This window comes from Cognataquiflexum rubidum, from assembly GCF_022538115.1.
GTDB lineage: Bacteria > Bacteroidota > Bacteroidia > Cytophagales > Cyclobacteriaceae > Cognataquiflexum > Cognataquiflexum rubidum.
The window spans coordinates 45,338-67,906 of sequence record NZ_JAKZAL010000009.1 but is presented as its reverse complement, the minus strand read 5'-3'; the positions used below and the strand labels follow the sequence as shown (position 1 = coordinate 67,906).

At 40.9% G+C, this 22,569-nt stretch carries 17 protein-coding genes; 11 read left to right on the top strand and 6 right to left on the bottom strand.

Features of this window, described 5'->3' with window-relative positions:
- Positions 1 to 73 precede the first annotated feature (73 nt).
- A complete protein-coding gene (locus tag MMU05_RS11395; protein ID WP_241141811.1) occupies positions 74 to 1,336 on the bottom strand; it encodes a replication-associated recombination protein A in 1,263 nt (420 codons plus the stop codon).
- 212 nt (positions 1,337 to 1,548) lie between these two features.
- Between MMU05_RS11395 and MMU05_RS11390 the strand changes: the two genes are divergently transcribed.
- A complete protein-coding gene (locus tag MMU05_RS11390) occupies positions 1,549 to 2,970 on the top strand; it encodes an SLC13 family permease (RefSeq protein WP_241141810.1) in 1,422 nt (473 codons plus the stop codon).
- Positions 2,971 to 3,087: 117 nt separating this feature from the next.
- Here MMU05_RS11390 and MMU05_RS11385 read toward each other — a convergent pair whose 3' ends face one another.
- Entirely contained in the window at positions 3,088 to 4,011 is a 924-nt protein-coding gene (locus MMU05_RS11385) for a sugar phosphate isomerase/epimerase family protein (RefSeq protein ID WP_241141809.1), read from the bottom strand.
- Positions 4,012 to 4,193: 182 nt separating this feature from the next.
- Between MMU05_RS11385 and MMU05_RS11380 the strand changes: the two genes are divergently transcribed.
- The 5 genes from MMU05_RS11380 to MMU05_RS11360 are packed head-to-tail and all read left to right on the top strand — an operon-like array spanning position 4,194 to position 11,622.
- Positions 4,194 to 4,898: a hypothetical protein gene (locus tag MMU05_RS11380; RefSeq protein ID WP_241141808.1), complete on the top strand. Its 705-nt coding sequence runs from the start codon at positions 4,194 to 4,196 to the stop codon at positions 4,896 to 4,898.
- Entirely contained in the window at positions 4,891 to 7,644 is a 2,754-nt protein-coding gene (locus MMU05_RS11375) for a carboxypeptidase-like regulatory domain-containing protein (protein WP_241141807.1), read from the top strand. The genes MMU05_RS11380 and MMU05_RS11375 overlap by 8 nt, the downstream gene beginning before the upstream one ends.
- Positions 7,644 to 8,792 (top strand): DUF4249 domain-containing protein, encoded by a 1,149-nt coding sequence (locus tag MMU05_RS11370; protein ID WP_241141806.1) that lies wholly within the window; start codon positions 7,644 to 7,646, stop codon positions 8,790 to 8,792. The genes MMU05_RS11375 and MMU05_RS11370 overlap by 1 nt, the downstream gene beginning before the upstream one ends.
- A gap of 33 nt (positions 8,793 to 8,825) precedes the next feature.
- Positions 8,826 to 9,983, top strand: coding sequence for a DUF4249 domain-containing protein (locus MMU05_RS11365; RefSeq protein ID WP_241141805.1), 1,158 nt, complete (start codon positions 8,826 to 8,828; stop codon positions 9,981 to 9,983).
- A gap of 28 nt (positions 9,984 to 10,011) precedes the next feature.
- A complete protein-coding gene (locus MMU05_RS11360) occupies positions 10,012 to 11,622 on the top strand; it encodes a hypothetical protein (protein WP_241141804.1) in 1,611 nt (536 codons plus the stop codon).
- Positions 11,623 to 11,642: 20 nt separating this feature from the next.
- Here the strand turns inward: MMU05_RS11360 and MMU05_RS11355 are convergent, their stop codons facing one another.
- The 4 genes from MMU05_RS11355 to tilS all read right to left on the bottom strand — a co-directional run bounded on the left by MMU05_RS11355 (position 11,643) and on the right by tilS (position 17,473).
- Positions 11,643 to 14,366: a hypothetical protein gene (locus MMU05_RS11355; RefSeq protein ID WP_241141803.1), complete on the bottom strand. Its 2,724-nt coding sequence runs from the start codon at positions 14,364 to 14,366 to the stop codon at positions 11,643 to 11,645.
- Positions 14,367 to 14,467: 101 nt separating this feature from the next.
- Positions 14,468 to 15,406 (bottom strand): malate dehydrogenase, encoded by a 939-nt coding sequence (gene mdh, locus MMU05_RS11350; RefSeq protein ID WP_241141802.1) that lies wholly within the window; start codon positions 15,404 to 15,406, stop codon positions 14,468 to 14,470.
- Between the two features lie 222 nt (positions 15,407 to 15,628).
- Complete coding sequence (locus MMU05_RS11345) at positions 15,629 to 16,153, bottom strand: Crp/Fnr family transcriptional regulator (protein ID WP_241141801.1); 525 nt, start codon at positions 16,151 to 16,153, stop codon at positions 15,629 to 15,631.
- 3 nt (positions 16,154 to 16,156) lie between these two features.
- Positions 16,157 to 17,473 carry a tRNA lysidine(34) synthetase TilS gene (gene tilS, locus MMU05_RS11340; protein WP_241141800.1) on the bottom strand — a complete coding sequence of 439 codons (1,317 nt, stop codon included), beginning with the start codon at positions 17,471 to 17,473 and terminating at the stop codon, positions 16,157 to 16,159.
- Positions 17,474 to 17,595: 122 nt separating this feature from the next.
- Between tilS and MMU05_RS11335 the strand changes: the two genes are divergently transcribed.
- From MMU05_RS11335 to coaBC, 5 genes are all read left to right on the top strand, one after another.
- A complete protein-coding gene (locus MMU05_RS11335; RefSeq protein WP_241141799.1) occupies positions 17,596 to 19,140 on the top strand; it encodes an OstA-like protein in 1,545 nt (514 codons plus the stop codon).
- Positions 19,141 to 19,363: 223 nt separating this feature from the next.
- Complete coding sequence (locus tag MMU05_RS11330) at positions 19,364 to 20,032, top strand: T9SS type A sorting domain-containing protein (RefSeq protein ID WP_418884469.1); 669 nt, start codon at positions 19,364 to 19,366, stop codon at positions 20,030 to 20,032.
- A 70-nt stretch (positions 20,033 to 20,102) separates the two neighbouring features.
- A complete protein-coding gene (locus MMU05_RS11325; RefSeq protein WP_241141797.1) occupies positions 20,103 to 21,011 on the top strand; it encodes an outer membrane protein assembly factor BamD in 909 nt (302 codons plus the stop codon).
- Between the two features lie 27 nt (positions 21,012 to 21,038).
- A complete protein-coding gene (locus MMU05_RS11320) occupies positions 21,039 to 21,350 on the top strand; it encodes a DNA-directed RNA polymerase subunit omega (RefSeq protein ID WP_241141796.1) in 312 nt (103 codons plus the stop codon).
- Entirely contained in the window at positions 21,350 to 22,558 is a 1,209-nt protein-coding gene (coaBC, locus tag MMU05_RS11315; protein WP_241141795.1) for a bifunctional phosphopantothenoylcysteine decarboxylase/phosphopantothenate--cysteine ligase CoaBC, read from the top strand. Before MMU05_RS11320 ends, coaBC begins: the two co-directional genes overlap by 1 nt.
- The last annotated feature ends 11 nt before the right edge of the window (positions 22,559 to 22,569 follow it).

Here is a 22,569-nt window from a genome sequence, read left to right as displayed (position 1 = left end):
GAAAAATTGATTTGAGGCTTTTACCACATACCTTTTGAAATTTGATTTGGGAAAGGATCAGGCTATGTTTTTGTCAATATCCATACTTCCCTTTCCACTTTTCCTTCAGGTATTTTCTCAATTCGTTTTCCCGGGCATTATTGCCTGGATCGTAAATTTTTAGGTTTTTGATTTCATCGGGCAAAAATTCCTGCGCCACAAAATTCCCTTCATAGTCATGTGAATACTTGTATTCTTTGCCATAATTGAGATCCTTCATCAGTTTGGTCGGCGCATTGCGGAGATGAAGCGGAACAGATAGGTCCCCTTTTTCCCTGACCAAAGCCTGGGCCTGATTGATGGCAAGGTAAGCAGCATTGCTTTTGGGCGAGCTTGCCAAATAAGTGACACATTGGGAAAGGATAATCCTTGCCTCCGGATAGCCGATGATTTTGACTGCCTCAAAGCAATTGGTTGCCAAAAGAAGTGCATTTGGATTGGCATTGCCGATATCTTCCGAAGCCAAAATCACCAACCTCCTTGCGATAAACTTTACGTCTTCACCGCCTTCGATCATCCGCGCCAACCAATACACGGCCGCATTTGGATCAGAACCACGGATAGACTTGATAAAAGCCGATATGATATCATAATGTTGCTCTCCGGATTTGTCATATAAGGCCACTTTTTGTTGGGCGATCTCAGTGACAATGTCATTGGTGATGATACAGGGATCCTGATTGATCCCATCTATGACTATTTCTAGTAAGTTTAAAAGCTTGCGCCCATCTCCGCCTGAAAGCCTGAGAAGTGCTTCAGTTTCCTTGAGTTCAACGGTTTTCTTTTTGAGGTCAACATCCTTTTCCAAAGCCTGTTTGATCATGGCTTCCAATTCGGGTCTGCCGAGAGGATTGAGGGTAAAAACCTGGCATCTGGATAGGAGCGCTGAATTGACCTCGAACGAAGGGTTTTCAGTCGTGGCACCAATTAGCCGGATGGTCCCTTTCTCGACCGCGCCCAAAAGCGCATCCTGTTGGGACTTGTTGAACCTGTGGATTTCATCAATAAAAAGAACGACCCCAAGTTGGAATTTTGCTTTTTCGATAACCTCACGGATGTCCTTTACTCCCGAACTCACTGCGCTCAGCGTATAAAAAGGCGCTTTGATTTCATTGGCAATGATATTGGCAATGGTGGTTTTGCCGACTCCGGGAGGTCCCCACAAAATCAGGGATGGCACATTTCCGCTCTTGATGGCTTTATGCAAGAAAGAACTTGGTGAGGACAGGTGTTCCTGACCGATCAGGTCTTCTAACCTGTGTGGACGCATGCGTTCGGCGAGGGGTACCTGGTTCATTTTTAAAATAATTTGGATGGTCAATACAAAACTATTGACTTCAAGGAATAAAAATAAGGTTCTTCCAATTAAATAAACTTCATTCAATCGATTGCATTTTCACTTATAAATATTGTAGAAAATACAGCAAAAAATTACTAAAAATATAACTGAGTTTTTATCCCTTTATGGCCTGTTTTGCTTACATTTAATACATATTCAAAGTAATTTTTATGGCTCACACCGATTCTAGAAGAGCGGCATTCCGCCTTTACAAAAAACTCAAATACGGTTGGATTTTGGCTACCACCACCTTTTTAGGAAATTTCATAATCTCTCTTCTTGCGGCTTCTCTTTTCCGTAATCTCGGTTATAATGAAGAGGTGAATTATGTTTTTTTTCTGGCAATTTTGGCAACAGGTCTTTGGATTACAGAAGCAATCCCTCCGTTTGCTGTGGGCATTTTCATATTCACCGGTTTATTGTTGGGATTCGGCACGGATTACATTTTGGAGGATTCCAAAACCCCAGTCGAGATGTATCTTGGGACCTGGACAAGCAGTGTCATCTGGCTTTTGTTGGGAGGTTTTTTTCTTGCAGAAGGCATGAGTATAGTGGGCTTAGACAGGTCTTTGTTTAAATTCACCATTGACAAATTTGGCCAAGAACCTAATAGGTTGCTTTTAGGGATTATGTTGACAACAGCTGTGGTCAGTATGGTCATGTCAAATACTGCGACTACAGCGATGATGATTTCCTCCATATTGCCTGTGGTCCGACTGCTAGGCAAAGATTCCCCTTATTCCAAAGCCCTTTTGGTAGGTATCCCAGCGGCAGCCACTTTGGGAGGTATGGGAACCATCATCGGAAGCACACCCAATGCGATTGCTGTAGGTGCCTTGCAGGAAAAGGGGCTGAATATCACATTCATTGATTGGATGATATTCGGGATTCCCATGGCCTTAGTGTCTCTGTTTATTTTCTGGTTTTTTATGGTCAAAACCCTTCACCTGAAAGACATCAAGCTTGACCTTTCCGACATCACAAGTAAGAGCGGTACGAAAAATGTTTTTGAAAAAAATGCCGTGATTTTCACCCTGTTGGTTACGGTTTCCATGTGGTTGACAGAACCACTTCATGGCTTGCCGATAGCCGCCACTTCTGCTATCCCAATTGTCTTCCTGACATTGTTTCAAGTCATCAAGGCTGAAGATGTGCGGAGATTACCATGGGATACTTTGATGTTGGTGGCAGGTGGTCTTGCTCTGGGGATTGCAATGGTGGATGTCGGATTGACTGACATCATCATGGAGAAAATCTCACAACTCCCTATTTCCATGATCGGTGTTGCTCTCGTATTTTCCTTGGTTGCTGTGACCATTTCGAATATCATGAGCAATACAGCGGCTGCTTCAATTTTGGTTCCTTTGGGACTTGCGTTGCCGGGAATTTGGGGATTTACAGTTCCTTTGATGATTTCATTGAGTTGCTCATCATCTTTGCTGCTTCCTGTCTCCACTCCTGCAAATGCGATTTCGTATTCTACAGGATTAATGGACCAAAAAACCTTCCGACCAGGCGGGATTCTAATGATGGTAATCGGGCCGCTCCTCTCCTTTTTGACCGTAATGCTTTATGGAGTGGTTTTTATGTAATAAATCGTTCTCAAATTAAGCCCATGCTTTTTGGGTGAAAAAAATGAAAAATGACATGACAATATGCTCGTTGTAATCCAAAAACCATATTATCAGGTCATGTAAAATTTAACTAAATCAAATTTCATTTACGAGCTTTTTCATTTTTTCTAGACCTGTCTTAGCAACAGTTAATGCATCTTGTTTCCAATAATCCTGGTTGAAAAGCTCAAGCGAAAGCACCTTATTTCCACCCATATTTTTCAGGTCTGTCAGTATCTCTTTTATCGGGGCAGCACCGTCACCGGGATAAACACGGTCTTTGTCTGCCTGATCTTCTCTTGGAATAGAAGCTACAAAATCATTCATGTGGAAAATTTCGATAGCCGATCCGTTGAGCATTTTCAATCCATTATAACCGGATCCTCCCCTGAAAAGATGGTACACATCGGGTAGAATCCTTGTATCGGGATCATTGGCTACCGCTGCCACCATCAAAACCTGCCCCAAATGATGAAAAAATGGGAATGCTCCCCAAAACTCCAATTGGGGCATGACGCCCGTCTTTCTTCCCAAATCCAAAAGTGCTTTGTAGCGTTCTCCTGCTTTGAAAAGGTCCAAAGGTGCGGTTACCCCCGCGGCCGGCGCAGCTACTCGGGCACATCCCAAAGAAGCCAAAAGCTCCATTTCCTGCTCCATTTGGACCATTCCGGCTTTCCTTTTTTCCTCATCATCAACCATCCAAGGTGCAAAACCGATGGCATTCTCGAATTTCAAACCCGAATCCGAAATATGTTTTCTCAATCCCATCACAGAATTTCCCGCAGCAAGGTATTCCTGAATATCCCTGATCCATAATTCCACTCCATCATATCCTGCCTTGGAAGCAATGTCCAGGTATCCGATCAATCCGGGCTTTTGTCCCATGATCGTACTCGTATTCAAACAATAGCTAAATCGGCTCTCTTTTTTATTTTTTGACGCGGCTTCTAAAACACCCGCAGAGGCAAACAATCCTGTTGTCAATCCCAGAGTTTTAATGGCGTTTCTTCTTGTAGTCATAGGGGTTATATGTTGAATAGGTTTGATTTTTAAACAGGATTTGAAATACAGCAATGAGTGTTAAAAATACTGCAACACAGCTACAAAATTTAACCATCTGTATAAATCCTAAATACTTCTGTTTTCTCCCTGTTTTTTTTATATATATTGATTGCCAATCTCAGTTATTCCCATCAAAACCTATGAAATTCTATTTTTTTTTTCTCGCTCTAAGCGTTTGTACTGTATCAATACTCCAAGCACAGACGTCCAAGGAATTAGAAAATGCCTACACTTCAAATATCCCTCTCCATCAGGAAATCGTAAGCGGAGGATATTATGTCGACCCGCCGCAGGACATTGAGGGATCTCCTTATTTTAAATCCAAAAATTTTGAATACGGCAGCCTTACCATCAATGGACTGACCTATGAAAATGTCCCGCTGCTCTATAATATTTTCTCTGATGAGGTGGTAACATTTCATCCGGTACACAAACAGAAAACTTTGATCAAAACCGAAAAGATCGATGGTTTTATACTTCCAGATAAAATCAGATTTATCAGGATAAAGCAAAATCCTGAATACAGCCACCATGGCAAAGGTTTCTATGAATTGGTGGAGGAAGGTGAGGAAGCCAATCTATTGTGCAAGCATTTTAAAACGACCAAAGCAAAAAGGGAAATGACTCAGTATAGCAGTATTTTTTTAGAAAAGTCTGATTTTTTGATCCAAAAGGGAGATCAAATCATACAGGTCAAAAACAAAGGGCAAGCCATTGATTTTCTTTCTCTTGAAAAGAAACAAATCAATCGCAGTGCCAAAGAAAAAGCCTTGAATTACCGCAACAACCGGAAGGATTATTTGTCTTTTTTGGTAGAATTTTATAACAAGTCTTCACATGAATAGGCTCATCATACTATTGGTTTTTTTCGGGATTTGCGTTATTCCAAAGTCTTGGGCTCAGGAGACCATAAGGGCTGAAGAAAGGATTTCAGGGCTATTTCCCGGTTTGAGTTTCCCCCGTTTTGCGCAACAGATAGAATCTCAGACTTCGTATAAGTTTTATTTTTCAAAAGAGGATGTGGCAGACCTTATTGTAAACATCAGCGCTAAAGACAACACAATCAGACAGGTTCTTGATGGGGTTTTTGACGGAAAAGATCTAAAATATTCAATCGATGAAAAAAACCGGATATTTATTACCAAAGGAAAAGCTTTGGACACATCATTGCCGTTGGATTTTTTTACCCAAGTTTCAGAACTTGAAAAAGACAGCATACTCCGTCAGTCGGATATCAACAGGGCTTTTTCCCGAAACAAGTTATACGTCATCGGTAAGGCCGACAATTCAGGAAAAACTGAGGCAGTTTTACGAGGGAAAGTGACGGGCTTGGAGACGGGAAACCCTGTCTTTGGTGCGGTGATTTTCGAAAAAATCAACTACACAAGAGCCATTGCCAATCAGGATGGTCAATTTGAAATCAAACTCCCAATCGGAAGACATACCATTTTCATCCAAAATCTTGGTGGGTTTGTGGAGCAACGTCAGATAAGCCTCCAAGGCGACGGCGTTTTGGATGTAGCCATCGAAGAGAATATCATTTCCCTTTCTGAAGTCACCATTTCTTCAGAAAAAATGACCAATATCTCCCGTCCGGAGATGGGCGTTCAAAAACTGAATATGGAAACCATGAGGCAGATTCCAGCCATATTGGGAGAGGTGGACATCATCAGGAGCATCTTGACGCTTCCGGGTGTACAGACTGTCGGCGAAGCCAGCGTGGGGTTCAATGTCCGCGGAGGTGCTGCCGACCAAAATCTGATTCTGTTCAATCACGCCACGATTTACAATCCTTCACACTTATTTGGTCTGTTTTCCGCATTCAATCCTGACTTGGTGGAATCTGTCGACCTATACAAAGCAGGAATTCCTGTCCAATATGGCGGAAGGCTTTCCTCAGTTTTGGATGTGCATGCCAAATACGGCAATGATGAAAAAATTACGGTTCGGGGAGGAATAGGATTGCTGACGGGAAGGATTTCGGTAGAAGGCCCGGTTGGGGAAAAAACGACTTTTGCACTTGGGGCGAGATCTACGTACTCTGATTGGCTTTTGGATATTTTGGAAGAAAACACCGATTTCAAAGATGGCAGGGCAAATTTTTATGACTTAAACCTCAATGTTTCGCATAAGCTGAATGACAAAAACATCATCAGGCTGAACACCTATGGCAGCAATGACAGTTTCGGGTTTGACAGGGATACCACTTTCATGTATCAAAACAGAAGCATCAACTTAGGCTGGACCCATTATTTTAGTGACAGATTGGAAGGTGAATTTGTAGCGGGAAGAGACAATTATCAATTTGACATCGAAGGAAGAGACAACCCTACAAACAGCTATGATTTTGGCTTTGGCATCAAACAGGATTTTTTCAAAGCCAATTTCTCTTATGAATATGATCTAAGACACACTTTCACTTTTGGTCTCAACACCATCAGGTATGGTCTGAATCCCGGATTCATCCAGCCTGCAGGACCTGAATCCATTGTCATTCCCGAAGAGGTAAATCCGGAACAGGCCTTGGAAACTTCCATATATATTGGTGATAATTTCGAAGTCACTGATGAATTCTCCATCAATTTCGGTATGCGTTACGCTGTTTACAATTACCTCGGACCCAATACTGTCCGGGAATATAAACCGGGATTGCCAATTTCTCCACCCAACTTAGTCGGCGAGACAACTTTCAACAGTGGGCAAACCATCAAAACTTATAACGGTCCTGAATTCCGAATTTCTGCACGTTATAGTCTCAACAATATATCTTCTATCAAAGCAGGGTATAACACCAACAGGCAGTTTATCCACTTGTTGACAAACAACGCCGCCATCGCACCGACTGACATTTGGAAGCTGAGTGATCCAAATATCCGCCCACAATGGGGAGATCAGGTTTCTATCGGATATTATAGAAATATCAAAGTGGATAAATATGAATTCTCCGTAGAGGCTTATCACCGGAATATGAGAAACCTCATTGACTTCCGCTCCGGAGCCACATTAATTCTGAACAATGCCATTGAGCAAAGTGTCCTCCGTACAGACGGAAGGGCTTACGGTGCAGAATTCTTATTGAGAAAAAATACCGGAAAACTTAACGGTTGGATCAGCTACACTTATTCTAGGTCACTTCTCAGAACCGCCCAAGATGAAATGGCAGAAAAAATCAACGGAGGAGAATGGTATCCCAATAATTTTGACCAACCGCACAACGCTGTTTTGGTAGGGAATTATGCCTTGAGTAAGCGCTTCAGTACTTCCATCAATGCCAATTACAGCACTGGAAGACCTATCACATTGCCGGTTGCCAAATTCAATTATGGAGGTTCTGAGCGGGTATATTTCTCAGATAGAAATGCCTACAGGATTCCGGATTACTTCAGAATTGATTTCTCCATCAATATCGAAGGAAACCATAAAGTCCGAAAACTTGCCCATTCCTCTTGGTCAATAGGCGTCTATAACCTTTTGGGAAGAAGGAATCCTTACTCTGTGTATTTCACTCCTGTAAATGGCGTATTGCAGGGATACCAATTGTCCATATTTGCGGAGCCGATTCCATTCATTACCTATAATTTCCGAATCTGATGGGAAAGAGGATATCCTATGTTGTTGCGGTTTTGTTGCTGTTCCTGTGGGGAAGCTGCCGTGACCCCTTTGAACCTGAAGTGACCAATGCCGATATAGCCCTCCTTGTGGTAGAGGGATATATAGAAACAAATGGTGAAGAATCAACCATCTATTTGAGCAGAACCAACCCGATAAGAAGTGATTCTGCTGCGTTACCCGTGATCGATGCCTCAGTATTTCTGATTTCCAGTACAGGGGAAGAGTGGTCATTCAGCGAAACTGATTCCGGTAGGTATTCTTACACAGGGTTTTTTGAAAGAGAAAATACCTACCAATTAGGAATCAATCTTCCCAATGGCGAACAATACCGCTCCGACCCGATGAAGCCTATTGTCACCCCGGAGATAAATGAGCTGAATTTCTTGAGAGATGAAGCGGGTGTCGAAATATTCATCAGTACCAAAGGCACGGATGAAGCTCAATACTTCCTTTGGGATTATGAAGAGCATTGGATATTCAGACCAGGTGTGATTTCTTTCCTGAAGTTTGAAAATGGATCGGTTTCCAAAAGAGGACCTGATGAAAGAATTGACCTCTGCTGGAACAGTAATATTTTCCCCAAAATAATCCTTCAAAATTCTGCCCGTTTTGCTGACAATACCATCATCCAACGTGAACTTGTCAGAATACCGAACAAGTCTGAAAAATTGACACAGCGGTATAGCATCAAGGTCAGGCAAAGAGCCATAGACCAGGCAACTTATGATTTTTGGGAAATATTAAGGAAAAACTCAGATGACATCGGGGGCATTTTCAGCCCACTTCCTTCCCTCATCGGAGGCAATATCAAGGCTATTTCTCCAGGAACTGACAATGCCATCGGATATGTGAGTATGGGCCAATCGGCCAGTCAGCGGATTTATATCAACTATGCTGACGTTGCCCCGTGGAAAGTATTTATTCCTGAATATGAGTTTTGTTTTGTTTTTGGGGATACTATACCCCCAAATGAAGCAAGCACTGCTTTTAATAACATTGACAGAGTACCTGCGAGGGAATTGGTGTCTCCGGAAGGCGTTTTTTTAGGCTATTTGGGATCCACAAAAAAATGTACCGATTGCACACTGCGGGGAATCAATATAACTCCTGATTTTTGGGAAGATTGAAAGCCTTTTATTAAATAAGTAAAGAAGTTTTAAGTGAAAAGAAAATTAAACCATATCATCAAAAGCCTAGCTTTGGCACTCCTCTTTTTATCAGGATGCAGGGACCCCTTTGAGCCGGAGGTGACCGACCAAGACCTTGCAGTCCTGGTGGTAGAGGGATTTATAGAAACTGGCGGGGAAATTTCAGAAATCACCTTAAGTAGGACTAATCCAATCCGAAGTGGGGAAAGCTTCCGTCCTGAGGGCGGAGCTAGGGTAATTCTTAAGTCGGAATCAGGCGAAGAATGGGCATTTCAGGAATCCCAAAACGGAGTCTATACATTTTCAGAATTTTTGGATCAAGGAATGACATACCAATTGGAAATCACCCTTCCAAATGGCCGACAATATCTTTCAGATGCAATGGCCCCTGTCATCAGCCCTGATATTGAGGAATTGGGATTTATAAAAGACGACGCTGGGGTAGAGATATTCGTAAGTACAAAAGGCAACCAAGAAGCCCAATATTTCCTTTGGGATTATGAAGAAGACTGGATTTTCAGACCGGGAGTAAGGAGTCAGTTTTTTTTCAATCCGGCAACAAAAGATGTGGAATTCAGAAAGGCAGATCAAAAAATCGATCTATGCTGGAAATCAAATTTGTTTCCAAAAATAATTTTACAAAATGCAGCAAGATTTGCGGACAACACTATCCTACAGCGGGAGTTGGTAAGGATACCAAACAGGTCTGAAAAACTAACCGAACGCTATAGCATCAGGGTCCGCCAAAGAGCCGTCAACCAGGAAACATACGATTTTTGGGAAATATTGAGAAAAAACTCAGACGATATAGGAGGAATATTCAGCCCCTTACCTTCCCTCATCAGGGGTAACATCAAATCCGTTGATCCCAATGGAGACAATGTAATCGGAATGGTGAGTATGGGAAAATCAGCCTCCAAAAGAATCTATATCAACGCGCAGGACGTAGCACCTTGGCCATATTTCATTGAGGAATATGAATTTTGTAGACTCGATCAGGACACTGTCCTGATTGCTAATTATGAAAGAGAATTCTCTTCCGGTTCAAGATTACCTGTCATCCCGGTTGTCGTGTTAACCACTACTATCGGATTTAGGGCAGCTACAAGACAATGTACCGATTGTACTTTGAGAGGAACCAATGTCAAACCTGATTTTTGGGAAGATTAATAATGAAAAGATGACTTCAAAAAAACTAATGACTATTCTATTGCTTGCTTTGACGCTGCTTCCAATTGTTGGGTGGAGTCAAAACAAAGTGGAAGAATCGGTATTTGCCCATATATCCAAAAATATAACCGTCACGGGGGAGACTGTCTGGTTTACGATGCAGGCCTTGGATGGGGATCAAAATTTTTATTCAAAAATAGGATATGCTGAGCTTGTTGACAGAAATGGCCAACCTGTCCATCAAGTAATCTACCCACTCTATCTTGGAAAATCCGAGGGATATATTGAAATCCCCAATGACCTGGAATCAGACCATTACCTGCTTAGATTCTATACCCGAATCAGTCCCAAGATGAGTGAAAAAGGAGTTTTCAGCCAGTTTATCACTGTCATCAATCCAAAGAAACCCACCAAGTCCAAGGCTACGGTACAAACAGGGAAAATATATCCACCGATAAAACCTTCAACTTTGGATCAAGGAGAGAGGATCTCCCTGCCCAAAAAATCAAAAACAGAACTTGATCTTTCCAATTCAAATTTGGGGGAAGTGTCTTCGATTTCTATATCAATTTCAAATCCATTCTTGCCCGAAACCCATTCAGGCTATTACCAAAGGGAGATTTACCAAGAAATAAAAGAAAACCTCGAACTCATTCCTGAGCCTTATGGCCATATTGTCCATGGAAAAAATTTGAATCCGGAGATCGATACGACAGAAACTTTCTTCCTATCGGCGCATGGTGTCCAGTCATTTTTAAGCTCAGCCAAACCCAAGGAAAACGGGGATCTTTATTTTGAAATCGGAGCCCTTAAAGCATATAACTATCTGATCGCCCAATCATCGGATATCGAAAAACAGCTCAATTTCTCTCCCGAGTTGCCGTTTCTACCCCTGGAGTTCAAAAAGGATTTTAGTTTCCCTGTTCTGAAGTTGGAAGAGAAGGACCGGGATTTTCTTTCTGATTTGATCACTTCAGGTCAGGTCAGCTCTTATTATTATGCCAATGACTCTGTGGAGTTTGCTCCGATTGTGATCGGATTTGATGCTGATAAAACCTATTTGTTGGACGATTACACGCGATTTGAAAATCTTGAAGTTACCCTTAGAGAATATGTGCCTGAAGTATTGGTGAGAAAGCAAGACAAAAAAACACTGTTTAAAGTTTTGAACAGTCCCCTAGGCTCAGTATTTCAGGAAAATCCACTCATTATGATCGATGCCATGCCTGTTTTTGACACGGATGCCTTGGCCGCTTTCGATCCTGCCAAAATCCAAAAACTGGAGGTAATGACCCGGGAATTTTCATTCAATCAGGACAAATACTCAGGAGTGATGAGCTTTACTTCTTTCGCAAATGATTTTGGGAGTTTTCAGCTTCCCTCCAATGCACTTTATCTCAACTACCCTGAAATCCAAAAAACCAAACGCCCGACATCTTCCCATTTGAATCCGGATCCGGCAGAACCTCATTTTCCGGATTTCAGAAGTACTTTGTATTGGAATGCCGGTCCGGATATTTCCGTTCCGTTTACCATCTTTAGCTCCGAAATTTCGGGGAATTTTGAAATCACCATAGGATATAAAGAGGCTTCCGGCAAGATAAAATTTGCATCACAGGCGATTCAGGTAAAAGATTGAGTTTGTAACTTTATAAAAACCTAAAGCGGTAACTTATACGCAGCAAATCCATTAGACCCAATCGCATAAATAGTATACTCATTTTGGCTTTCCGAAAATTCAATTTCTACCTTATTGCTTCCATTGATCGGTATCGGATTCAAAAGTTCCCCATTCAGACCATAAAGGAAGATAAACTCTTGGATGGGATCTATTACCACGAGGATATCCTTATCAGCTCCAAAAGAAAAATACTGAAACTGCAGATCACCGGCCATCAAGGGTTTTGAAAATACCTCCCGATAATCTGAATCCAGCACGGTGATCTTACCGTATTCATGGACCACGTACAAATACCTCCCCTCCTTCTGATCCTTGATGAGATAAAACCTGCTTTCAAGATCAGGCCTCAATAATTGATTTCGGAAAGTAATCTCCCCAAGCAGGTTGACCATGACCACCTCTCCTACTTTGGTCACTGTTACGAGTTGCGTCTCATTGGCTGTCCCTCTTTCCAATAATACATAATCCGAACCCAATTCACCATTGATTTGGATCGGACTTCCGGGCTCTACTTCTCCCCTTCGGCTGAAAAAGTGAATGCTTCCCTTACTCCCCATTGCCACCATTCTGTCTCCAATCCCTGCTACACGATGATGGGCAGGTTTTGTAGCCAATGGCGAACCGATTGATTTGGTATCCCATCCTTCCAAAACAGTCCCGTTTTTATCAAACAGATAAAGGGTTCCTCTGTCTGAAGATGCAAAAATCCTGTAGTTGCGGTTTCCCTCATAATCCAAAAGATTCAAATGAGAAATGGTTTCACCCGCTATTTGAATCGGAAATTCAGGCAGGGAAACCCCAGTCCGGTCCATTGCATAAATTTTTTCTTTGGTAGCAAAGAGAAGTTGTAGTTTTCCATTTTTATAATAATCAAACTGAAAAACTTCGGAAATAACCGGTCCGTCCAAGTCTGACGAAAAAACCTCCTCCCCTTCATTGGTCAAAAGGTAAATCCTGTTCAACTCATCCTGAACGACAAATTCAACACTGTTGTCATTGAAGTTACGGATACTCGCAGGGCCATAGATCAACCTGTTTGGAAATGAAACAGAAACAATTTCAGTCAGGGACATCCTTTCCTCAGATGGCCCTGGATTTACCTGCGCATGACTGATTCCGATATGCAGATTGGTTTTATTGCCATTCTGACCGGTCTTTATATACAACCTGTCAAAGGTTTTTAATTCTTGTTCATGCCTTTTGAAAAAGGACTTCCATCCGGCGGAACTTGCCGTTTCGATGTTGGGCCAAAATTTTTGGATATCCAAAAACATACTGAATCCAGATTCCTCCCCCAACTTTCTGACAGTATTCTCCTGGTTGGCAGCCTTTCCCCAATTCCTTCCGCTTTTCCAATCCTCAATAAAAAGTTTGATGGCTTTGCTGCTGTTGGCCAATACTATGACATCTTCTATTGAGGTGAAATAGGTGTCTCCAAATCCTACAAAACTTCCATTAAAAAGGTGTGCAGGAAATTCATCTGTTCCAATTATGAAAATATCCTTCCCTTGATGGATGTCCGTCAACTTAGAAACATCTGTTCCCTGATTTTCCCCAAAAGCAAACTTTTTGAGCAACTCAAGCTGGACATTCGGATTTTCAGTTTGGAGTAACAATACCTTGTCCTGAGGCTCATTGGGGAGTTTTTCCATATTCAGGAATGCCATATGGCCGGTAAGGTACTTTTTGAAATCTTTTTGGATCAGACCAGTTTCGATATCGCCCATGACTATACTATTGAAGGGAAATTCAGTTTCCAATCCTGAAAAAAGTTGGAATGGTTTCTCGAGTTGGTATTGAAAATACGTTGCAGTCCTGCCGGAAATCAGATTTTTGAAAGAATTAATTGCCGGAGAGGCTAGGTTTTTTAGACCGTTATTTCCTTTTCCGTCAAAAAAAAGCGCACCGATGAGTAGTACACTGTCCTGCTTAAATTCCAGTTGGAGATTTGCAGAGACTTTGCTCTTTCCAAAATTCCAGACATTGGACAAATTCTTGTTTGCGGCAATCCCATCGATAATTCCGGAAAGCCCACTTCCTCCTATTCTTAAAATTCCCAAGCCATTTGCCCGAGGAGAATCTTCAAAAAGTTCTTCATAAAATTCACTGAAAACAGAAAGACTGCCATTTTGGGAATGTCGGATAGCATCTTCCACCAAGAACGAAGTAAAACTTACCGCCAATAGATTATCGATAATGGCATAAGTCAAGGTAATCCCGTTGCTTTTTATTTTCAGTTCACTGATTTCTATCCCGCTGTAATTCCTGGAGGTTAATTTGCCGCTATCCTTAATCTTATCTTCAATATCGTGAAGCAAAGAAAAACTCTCAGGATCTTGATAGGCCAAGACATACAAAAAGTCAAACTCTTCTTTCCCTGTGGGATGGAGGGAAACTGTGAGTTGATTTCCTTTGAGATTTTTTTGTAGGATTCCGGATTTTCCCGCTAAGCTATCCAAAACCAAAAGGTTCCTTTCGGCATTTTCCAAAGCCGGTATCGAGGATATTGATTTCCAAAAGGATTGGCTTACCAGCTGATTCCAGGCCAATACCGGTTCGGTAGTTTCAAACACAAACAATGCTTCCGCTGAAATGACATCAACAGCATTCCTGTTTGAATCCCGAATGAAGAATTTCCAGATCAGTAAAGCTCCGATCCCGAAGAAGACCAAGAGGGAAAGGAGAATGATTCTTTTTTTCAATTTTCAATCATTTTGGGGAATGGCTATTTATCCCCTGAAAGCAATAAAATAAAAAATCCCGATAATCGATCGGGATTTTTTCAATAAAATCAGATTTTGAATTATTTGGATGAAAGTTTGTCCAAGACATTCATAACTTCTTTCACATGTCCTCTTGATACTTCAAGCATGGCTTTCTCTTCAGCATTCAGATCGAGTTCTAAAACTTTCTCGACACCGTTTTTTCCCAAAATAACAGGTACACCAAGATAGCAGTCATCGATACCATATTCACCGTCAAGTTTGATACAAACCGGGAATACCCTTCTCTGATTTTTGAGGATGGCTTCTACCATTTGAGCAGCTGCTGAACCCGGGGCATACCATGCAGATGTTCCCATCAGTTTGACAAGCTCGCCGCCACCAAATTTGGTTCTTTCAATAATGGCATCAAGTTTTTCTTTTCCGATAAGTTCAGTCACAGGAATACCTGCTACTGTTGTATATCTTGGAAGTGGAACCATGGTATCTCCATGGCCTCCCATCAAGATTGCCTGGATTTCTTTGGAAGAAACATTCAGCTCCTCGGCGATAAATGCCCTGTATCTCGCGGTATCAAGAATTCCCGCCATACCGATTACTTTGTTTCTTGAAAAACCAGAAGTAATATGTGCCTGATAAGTCATTACGTCCAAAGGATTGGAAACTACAATGATGATCGCATTTGGGGAATGTTTCACCACGTTTTCGGTAACAGACTTCACGATACCGGCATTGGTCTCGATCAAGTCATCTCTTGTCATTCCCGGCTTTCTCGGAAGACCTGAAGTGATCACGATCACATCAGAATCAGCGGTTTTGGTGTAATCATTGGTGCTGCCGACAGTCCTGCTGTCATATTGATTGATCGGCGCTTTTTGCCAGATATCGAGTGCTTTGCCTTCGGCGATGCCCTCTTTGATGTCCACCAATACAATCTGTTCTGCAATCTCTCTATAGGCCAATACGTCAGCACAGGTGGCTCCGACATTACCGGCACCAACTACAGTTACTTTTGTCATGATATAAGGTTTATTTTTAGTGTTAACATTGATTTCAGATGTGGCGCTAAGTTATTAAACAAAGGTTTCTAAATGAAGCATTACATATGAATACTTAAAAATAAGACCTGATGTTTTATCAATGAGAAACAGAATGAAAGCGGTATTGAAAAAAAAATTTTATGCTGCACTAATTTTCATAACGGTGCCAAATGCCAGGCAGAAATAATAGTCCTGAAGATTTTATTGGGGGGTTTCAAACATCTCCCCGAGATTAAAAAAGCCAAAGGAATTTTTGTAAGATTTGAAAAGGCGCCTGTTATTTTCATTGTAGTACTCTGCCAGTGAAGTCATCATTTTGGCTTTGATTTTAGGATTACTGTCAAAAACCTCCTGAATCGCAAAATGGGGAATGACCATCAATTCTGCCTGATCGGTACTCACGATGGCTGTGTAAATCCTTTTGGCATTTTCCAGAAGGGAATTCTCTCCAAACACCTCGATTTTTCCCAATTCTTTGATTACTTCAAAAGAATCTTTGATATCGATGGTAAGGTTGATTTTTCCGCTTTTGATAATATAAAAAGCCTGACTTGGATCTCCTCTAAAAAATATCACTTCATCCTTTAAGTATTTTCTTTGGTGGATGGCGGGTAAAAACCTCGCCATCTCGATGTTTTTGAGTTTCTCAAAAAAACTGACCTGGGACAGAAATTGAAAAATTTCTAGTTCACTTTCATTGAAAGTTCTGGAAAAAGGATTAATCATCGCTTACCTGTTTTTGAAATAAAGTACTCTTTTAGTATTTGTCCCACATTTGAAATGCTCACTGATTCTTCGACCCACTACCCAAGCAATTTCGTTACCTGACCACAGCACCAAAACCTGCTTTTTTTGGATCAAAGGCACTTTCAAATCTACTAATAAATCACTGATTTTTTTTGGTTTGTCCATCCCTAATGGAATAATCCTGTCTCCAGGTTCCCATTTTTTGAGAACAAGTGGAAATTGAAGCTTGTCCATATCAAGCATGGCATTTTCTTTGGATTTATCGGTTTCTATCTCACCCTCTAAGTGAAGAAGGTCATAAATTTTATCCTTGATCCGGATTGAAATTTCGTGTTGCTCAATTTTTTTTTCTTCCCAATCAAAATCACTTTTTCCCAAAATCAAATATTCCCTGTCCTTGTTTAACATTAAACTTCCGGCATGGAATGTTTTTCCTGACTCCCCTTTATCAATAGAAGAAAAAATATCCTGAACATCTGCAAAAGAAAACCCAAAATCCCTCAACCAATAATACAACATGGAATGCTTTCCCGGGATATTGTTGATTTCTTTTATAGCCAGATACTGGTAGTCTCCTTCAGTGGCTATTGCTTCCGATTTCCATTTTTCAAAAAGAGAGAAAAATGCCCTTCCGGTATCTTTCAGTCTTTTGAAACTCGTCTCCATGACTTGAAGTCCATCAGGGAATTCTTTCTCAATCGATGGAAAAACCAAGTTTCGGAGAACATTTCTTTTGTAATCATTCTTTTGGTTACTACTGTCCTCCCTCCAGGTATGCGAGTTTTGGATCATATATTGAGTGATCTCCGATCTTGAAAATCCAAGCAAAGGCCGGATGGTATCACCCCTTTGCTCCGACATTCCATAGATCCCTTCGATGCCTGTCCCTCTTAGTAAATTCAGAAAAATAGTCTCTAACTGGTCATCAGCGTGGTGGGCCACCAATAGCCCTGCGTAACCATATTCTTTTAGGACTTGCTCAAACCAGCCATATCGGAAGTCCCTTGCCGCCATCTGGACAGAAATTCCAACTTGGTTCATTTCTTCTTTGCTTGTATGAATCAGGTGGTGGACAACCCCCCATTCATTTGCCAATCGAATGACAAAATCCTCATCTCCCTTACTTTCGGATCCTCTTAGTCCAAAATTAACATGAGCAAGTGCAAAAGTGATTCCTGCGGTCTTTAATAAATACCCCAAGCATACACTGTCAATTCCCCCACTGATGGCTAAGAGATAGGTTTTACTTTCATCCAAAAGTTTTTTTGAACGTATATGGTTTTTAAAAAGCTCTTCCATAAATCAAAAATACCATTTTTGGTTAATTTGCGCCCTGATTCAATATACCAATGAATAAAATCCCTTATTTTCTTACCCTTCTTTTTTATGTTGGACTCCAATTTGGCCTCCAAGCCCAAAACATGTTGGAGATCCAGAATGCAGAACTGCTTCAGGGTGCCCAGGGATTTGAGAGGTTACTGATTGATGTCCGGATGAAACATCAAAATTCACTGATTTATTGCGACTCTGCCCATTTTTTTAGGGCCGAAAATCGGGCAATCCTTTATGGAAATGTCCGCATTGTCGATACCGAAGACCCTATTACCACCACAAGTAGGTATGCTGAGTATGACGGCAATACCAAAACTGCCAAACTTAGAAACAACGTCGTTTTCAAAAATCAAACTACTACCCTGACAACAGATTTTCTTGACTACAACAGAGCTACAGGTATTGCGAATTATTTCAATGACGGGAAAGTGGTGGATAGCACAAACGTCCTAACGAGCGAAAACGGGACTTATGAAACGCTTTTGGAAAAAATCACCTTTACCGATAAGGTCATTTTGGTCAACCCTGATTATACCTTAAAAACAGATTTTCTAATATACCTGACTGTCCCAAAAACCGCCGAGACTGTTGGGATAACCAATATTGTCTCGAAAGAAGGTCATCTTCTCAACGCCCAAAAAGGAAGTTTCTATAATACCGAAAGCAAAGTCTTCAGGTTTTATGAAGGGGATGTGGAGACAGAAAATAGCCTCGTCTACGCAGAGACGCTATACTATGAAGAAAAAAACAAATACTACGAGGGAAAAGTAAATGTAAGCCTTTACAATAAGGAAAGGCAGATTGAAATATTTGGGGATGAAGGGAAATATTGGGAAGACCGCAAATACAGCATCGTATATGGAAACGCGCTAGTCAGAAAATACATGGAAACTGATACCATGTACGTGGCAGCAGATACACTGATCTCAGAAGAGAAAGGGGAAACAGAAGAACGGTTTTTGTATGCGTTTCACAATGTCCGCCTGATCAAGTCATCCATGCATGGAAAATCAGATTCATTGGTTTACATCAATTCTGATTCCTTGATTCACATGTACAAAGACCCAATTATCTGGGAAAATAAAAGCCAGATTACCGCCGACAGTATAAGTTTCTATATCGTGAATGAAGAAATAGACCGAGTCAATTTAATCCAAAATGCTTTCACAGTAAACCGGGATACCCTTGGTAATTACAATCAGATGAAAGGAAGGAGGATGACCGGGTATTTCAAAGAACAAAAGATAAGCAGACTGCATATCCAAGGAAACGGGGAATCGATTTACTTCGACCTTGTCAGCGATACCTTACTTAGGGGAATGAATAATATGCTCTGCGCCAATATCATGATGTTCTTTGAAGATGGTGACATCAAGAAGATAAATTGGCTGGTAAAACCTGAGGGCAACTTCAAACCTCCGCACTTGATAGAAGAAAAAGACAAACAATTGGAGGGGTTTGCATGGCGGGGGGATGAAAAACCGACCATGGCAGCCATCAATGAGTGGCGGACGCCGAAAAAAAGAGACAATAAAAGATTTAATTTTTTTAATGAACCTGACGCGGTAATTCCTGTTCCCAGTGATGAGGAAATACAAAAACTTTTAGAGGAAAAACTAAAATCAGGAACTTAAATGAATCCTGAGAAAATCCTGAGACAAAAAAATCCGCTTAAAACGGATTCTATTTAAAAAAATTTTATAGAAGGTTAACAATTTTTAACCGCCAATGTATAAAAACACCAAACCTATTTGGTAAATTTATACGTAACAAGTTTTATTGAGACTCAGCTTATTCGGCCTATTGATAGAAATTTACATGAAACGGATTTTCTTACTTTTTTCCTTCTGCTTGATAATGCTTCCTATATTTTCGGAAGCGCAGGTAAGGGTGTTGTCGGAAACCATCGAATTCAGCGGAACAATCGGAAGTTCTCAACGAAAATCCCTGATTATCCAAAACGAAAGCACACAAGTCAGGGAGTATAGTTTGAAATTCCTCAGGGGAAACATCGGATCTTCGCAAAATGTGAAAATCTGTATTGAAGATAAATGTTTTGATCCAAAAAGAGACCTTTCCAAAATAAAGATCACCCTCGGTCCGGGAGAAATCTTCACTGAACTTTATTTAGAATTTGAAATGGGCATAACAGAAACCAAAGGAAACTTTGACCTTCATTTCTATAACAGTACCAACATAAGGGATGTGTTCGTGATCGAATCTGTATATGAAGTATTTAGTCCAAGTGCCGACGAAACAAACCACAAGGACATAAGCATCGGCAGTGCCTATCCAAATCCAACCCACAGAACAGCACAGATAGATTATCTTATCAAAAACCCGAATGCAATTGTGAAAATCAGCATCAATAGTTTCATCGGAAACCCTGTGGCCGAATACCAATTAGACCCCCTCCAAAAGAACCTGGTTATCAATGTCGCCGATTTTAATCCGGGAGTTTATTTTTATACATTATTCGTAGACAATAAAAATATTGTCACCAAAAAACTCGTTGTCAAGAAGTAAGCCCCTCCTGCATTTGATAAATAATTGGTTTCAAATGAAAATTCCTTTATATTTGCGCCTCCAAAAAGCAATGAAAAAATCCTCTTTACACATAATCCTATTAGTGTTTCTTATTGCAGTTTCAAGTTGCTCAGGATTCTATAAGTTAGAAAAAAGCACCAACTGGGAAGAACTATATGAGGCCGCCAATAAGTATTACAACGAAGGGGAATTCAGTAAAGCCATCATACTTTATGACAAAGTCCTTCCGGTAATCAGGGGAAGTGAAAAGGCAGAATTGGCAGATTTCAATTATGCCTATAGTCATTTCAAATTAAAGAGATACATCGAGTCGGCTGGTTACTTCAACACCTTCTATCAAACCTATAATAGATCGCCGATGGCAGAAGAGGCATTATTTATGAATGCCTACTCACTTTACTTAGATGCACCGGATTATAACCTGGATCAAAAGAGTAGCCATGATGCGGTAAATGCCATCCAAATATTCCTCAATAGATTTCCTGAATCCGACTCTTACGAAAGAGCCACGGCAATGATAGAGGACCTTCAGGTCAGGTTTGAGGAAAAGGCATACCAAGAGGCCATGTTGTATTTGAGGTTGACAGATGGCTTGTACCCGGGTGATTTCTACCGTGCCTGTATCATCAATTTTCAGAATTTTGCAAAAAATTATCCCGACAGCAAGCACAACGAGGAACTTGGATATAAATTGGTAGAGGTTTCTCTGGCATATGGGGAAAGAAGTGTTCCTGATAAAAAAGAAGAGAGATTGAAAGATGTTTCCAAATATGCTTCTCAGTTTAAAAGAAAATATCCTGAAAGCAAATATTTGGGAAGCATTGAAGAAATATTAAAAAAATCACAAGCCGAAACCCTCGCCTTTCAGAAATTAAAGAAGGATTACGAGGACGAACTTGCAAAAGCCAAAGCTGAAGAGGAAGCGGCAAAAAGTGAAAATCTCAGCAAAGACAAATAAAAAAGCAGCAATTTAAATCAATCAAATATGGCAGTCAATCCGTCAATCATCACTAGAGATTTGGACAAAATTTCAGAAAAAACAGGAAATCTGTATGAGTCTCTTCATATTGCTTCCCAAAGGGCAAAGCAGATATCTTCAAGCATGAAGGAAGAATTGAACAACAAACTTTCTGAATTTGCTTCAACCGTAGATAATTTAGAGGAAGTTTTTGAAAATAAAGAGCAAATTGAAATTTCAAAATTCTATGAAAGAATGCCTAAGCCATCTTCTTTGGCGATGGAAGAATTTTTGGAAGATAAATTGTATTACAGACGTCCTGAAGCGCCAACAGAATAATGCTTTTAAAGGGGAAAAAAATTTTATTAGGAGTTACGGGAAGCATAGCAGCCTATAAGTCAGCTATACTCACCAGACTTCTTGTCAAGGAAGGAGCAGAAGTACAGATCATCATGAGTACTTCTGCTCTTGACTTTATTACCCCTTTAACTTTAGCCACACTGTCCAAAGGACCTGTCCACCATCAGTTTCATGATCCCAAATCAGGAGTATGGACCAATCACGTGGACCTCGGTTTATGGGCAGATTTATTTTTAGTAGCGCCCATAAGCGCTAATACATTAGGCAAATTTGCCAATGGTATCTGCGACAATTTGCTTTCCGCCACCTACCTTTCCGCTAGGTGCCCCGTCATGGTAGCTCCGGCGATGGATCTGGATATGTACCAACATCATTCTGTAAGGGAAAACCTCTATAAAATCCAGACATTTGGAAACATCATCCTTGAAGCCGAAACCGGTGAATTGGCAAGTGGACTTTCCGGTCAGGGAAGGTTAATGGAGCCCGAACATATTCTGGAATATGTGATTGGCCATTTCTCAAAGAACCAAGATTTCAGAGGAAAAAAAGTCATGATCACCTCTGGCCCGACACAAGAGGCCATTGATCCTGTCAGGTTTATCAGCAACCATTCTTCAGGTAAAATGGGAGCCTCTATTGCAGATGCATTTGCTGAGGAGGGAGCCGATGTCTATTTGGTATTGGGACCGGGTGCAGTGAAACCTGTAGATCCCAAGATTAAAATTTTCAATGTGAAGAGTGCAGAAGATATGTTTCAGGCATGTGACAATCTCCACAAACAGATGGATATCTGTGTATTTGCAGCCGCAGTCGCTGACTACGCTCCAACACATGTCGCCTCCGAAAAAATCAAAAAAGAAGGTGATGGCATGACTATCGAGCTCACCAAAAATATAGATATTGCCTTTATCCTTGGAAAACAAAAATCCCCATTACAAATTCATGTGGGTTTTGCTTTGGAAACCGAAAACGAGGAGTTTTACGCAAAGTCAAAACTCGAAAGGAAAAATTTTGACCTCATCGTCCTTAACTCTATGAGAGATGCAGGTGCGGGTTTCCAACATGACACCAATAAAGTCAGGATATTTACCGAAGAGGGGAAATCTTTGGAATCAGCGGTGCTTCCAAAAAATCAAATTGCCGAGATGATACTCAAGGAAATTAAAAATCTTCCTGTAAAAATCTGACCATAAGATTA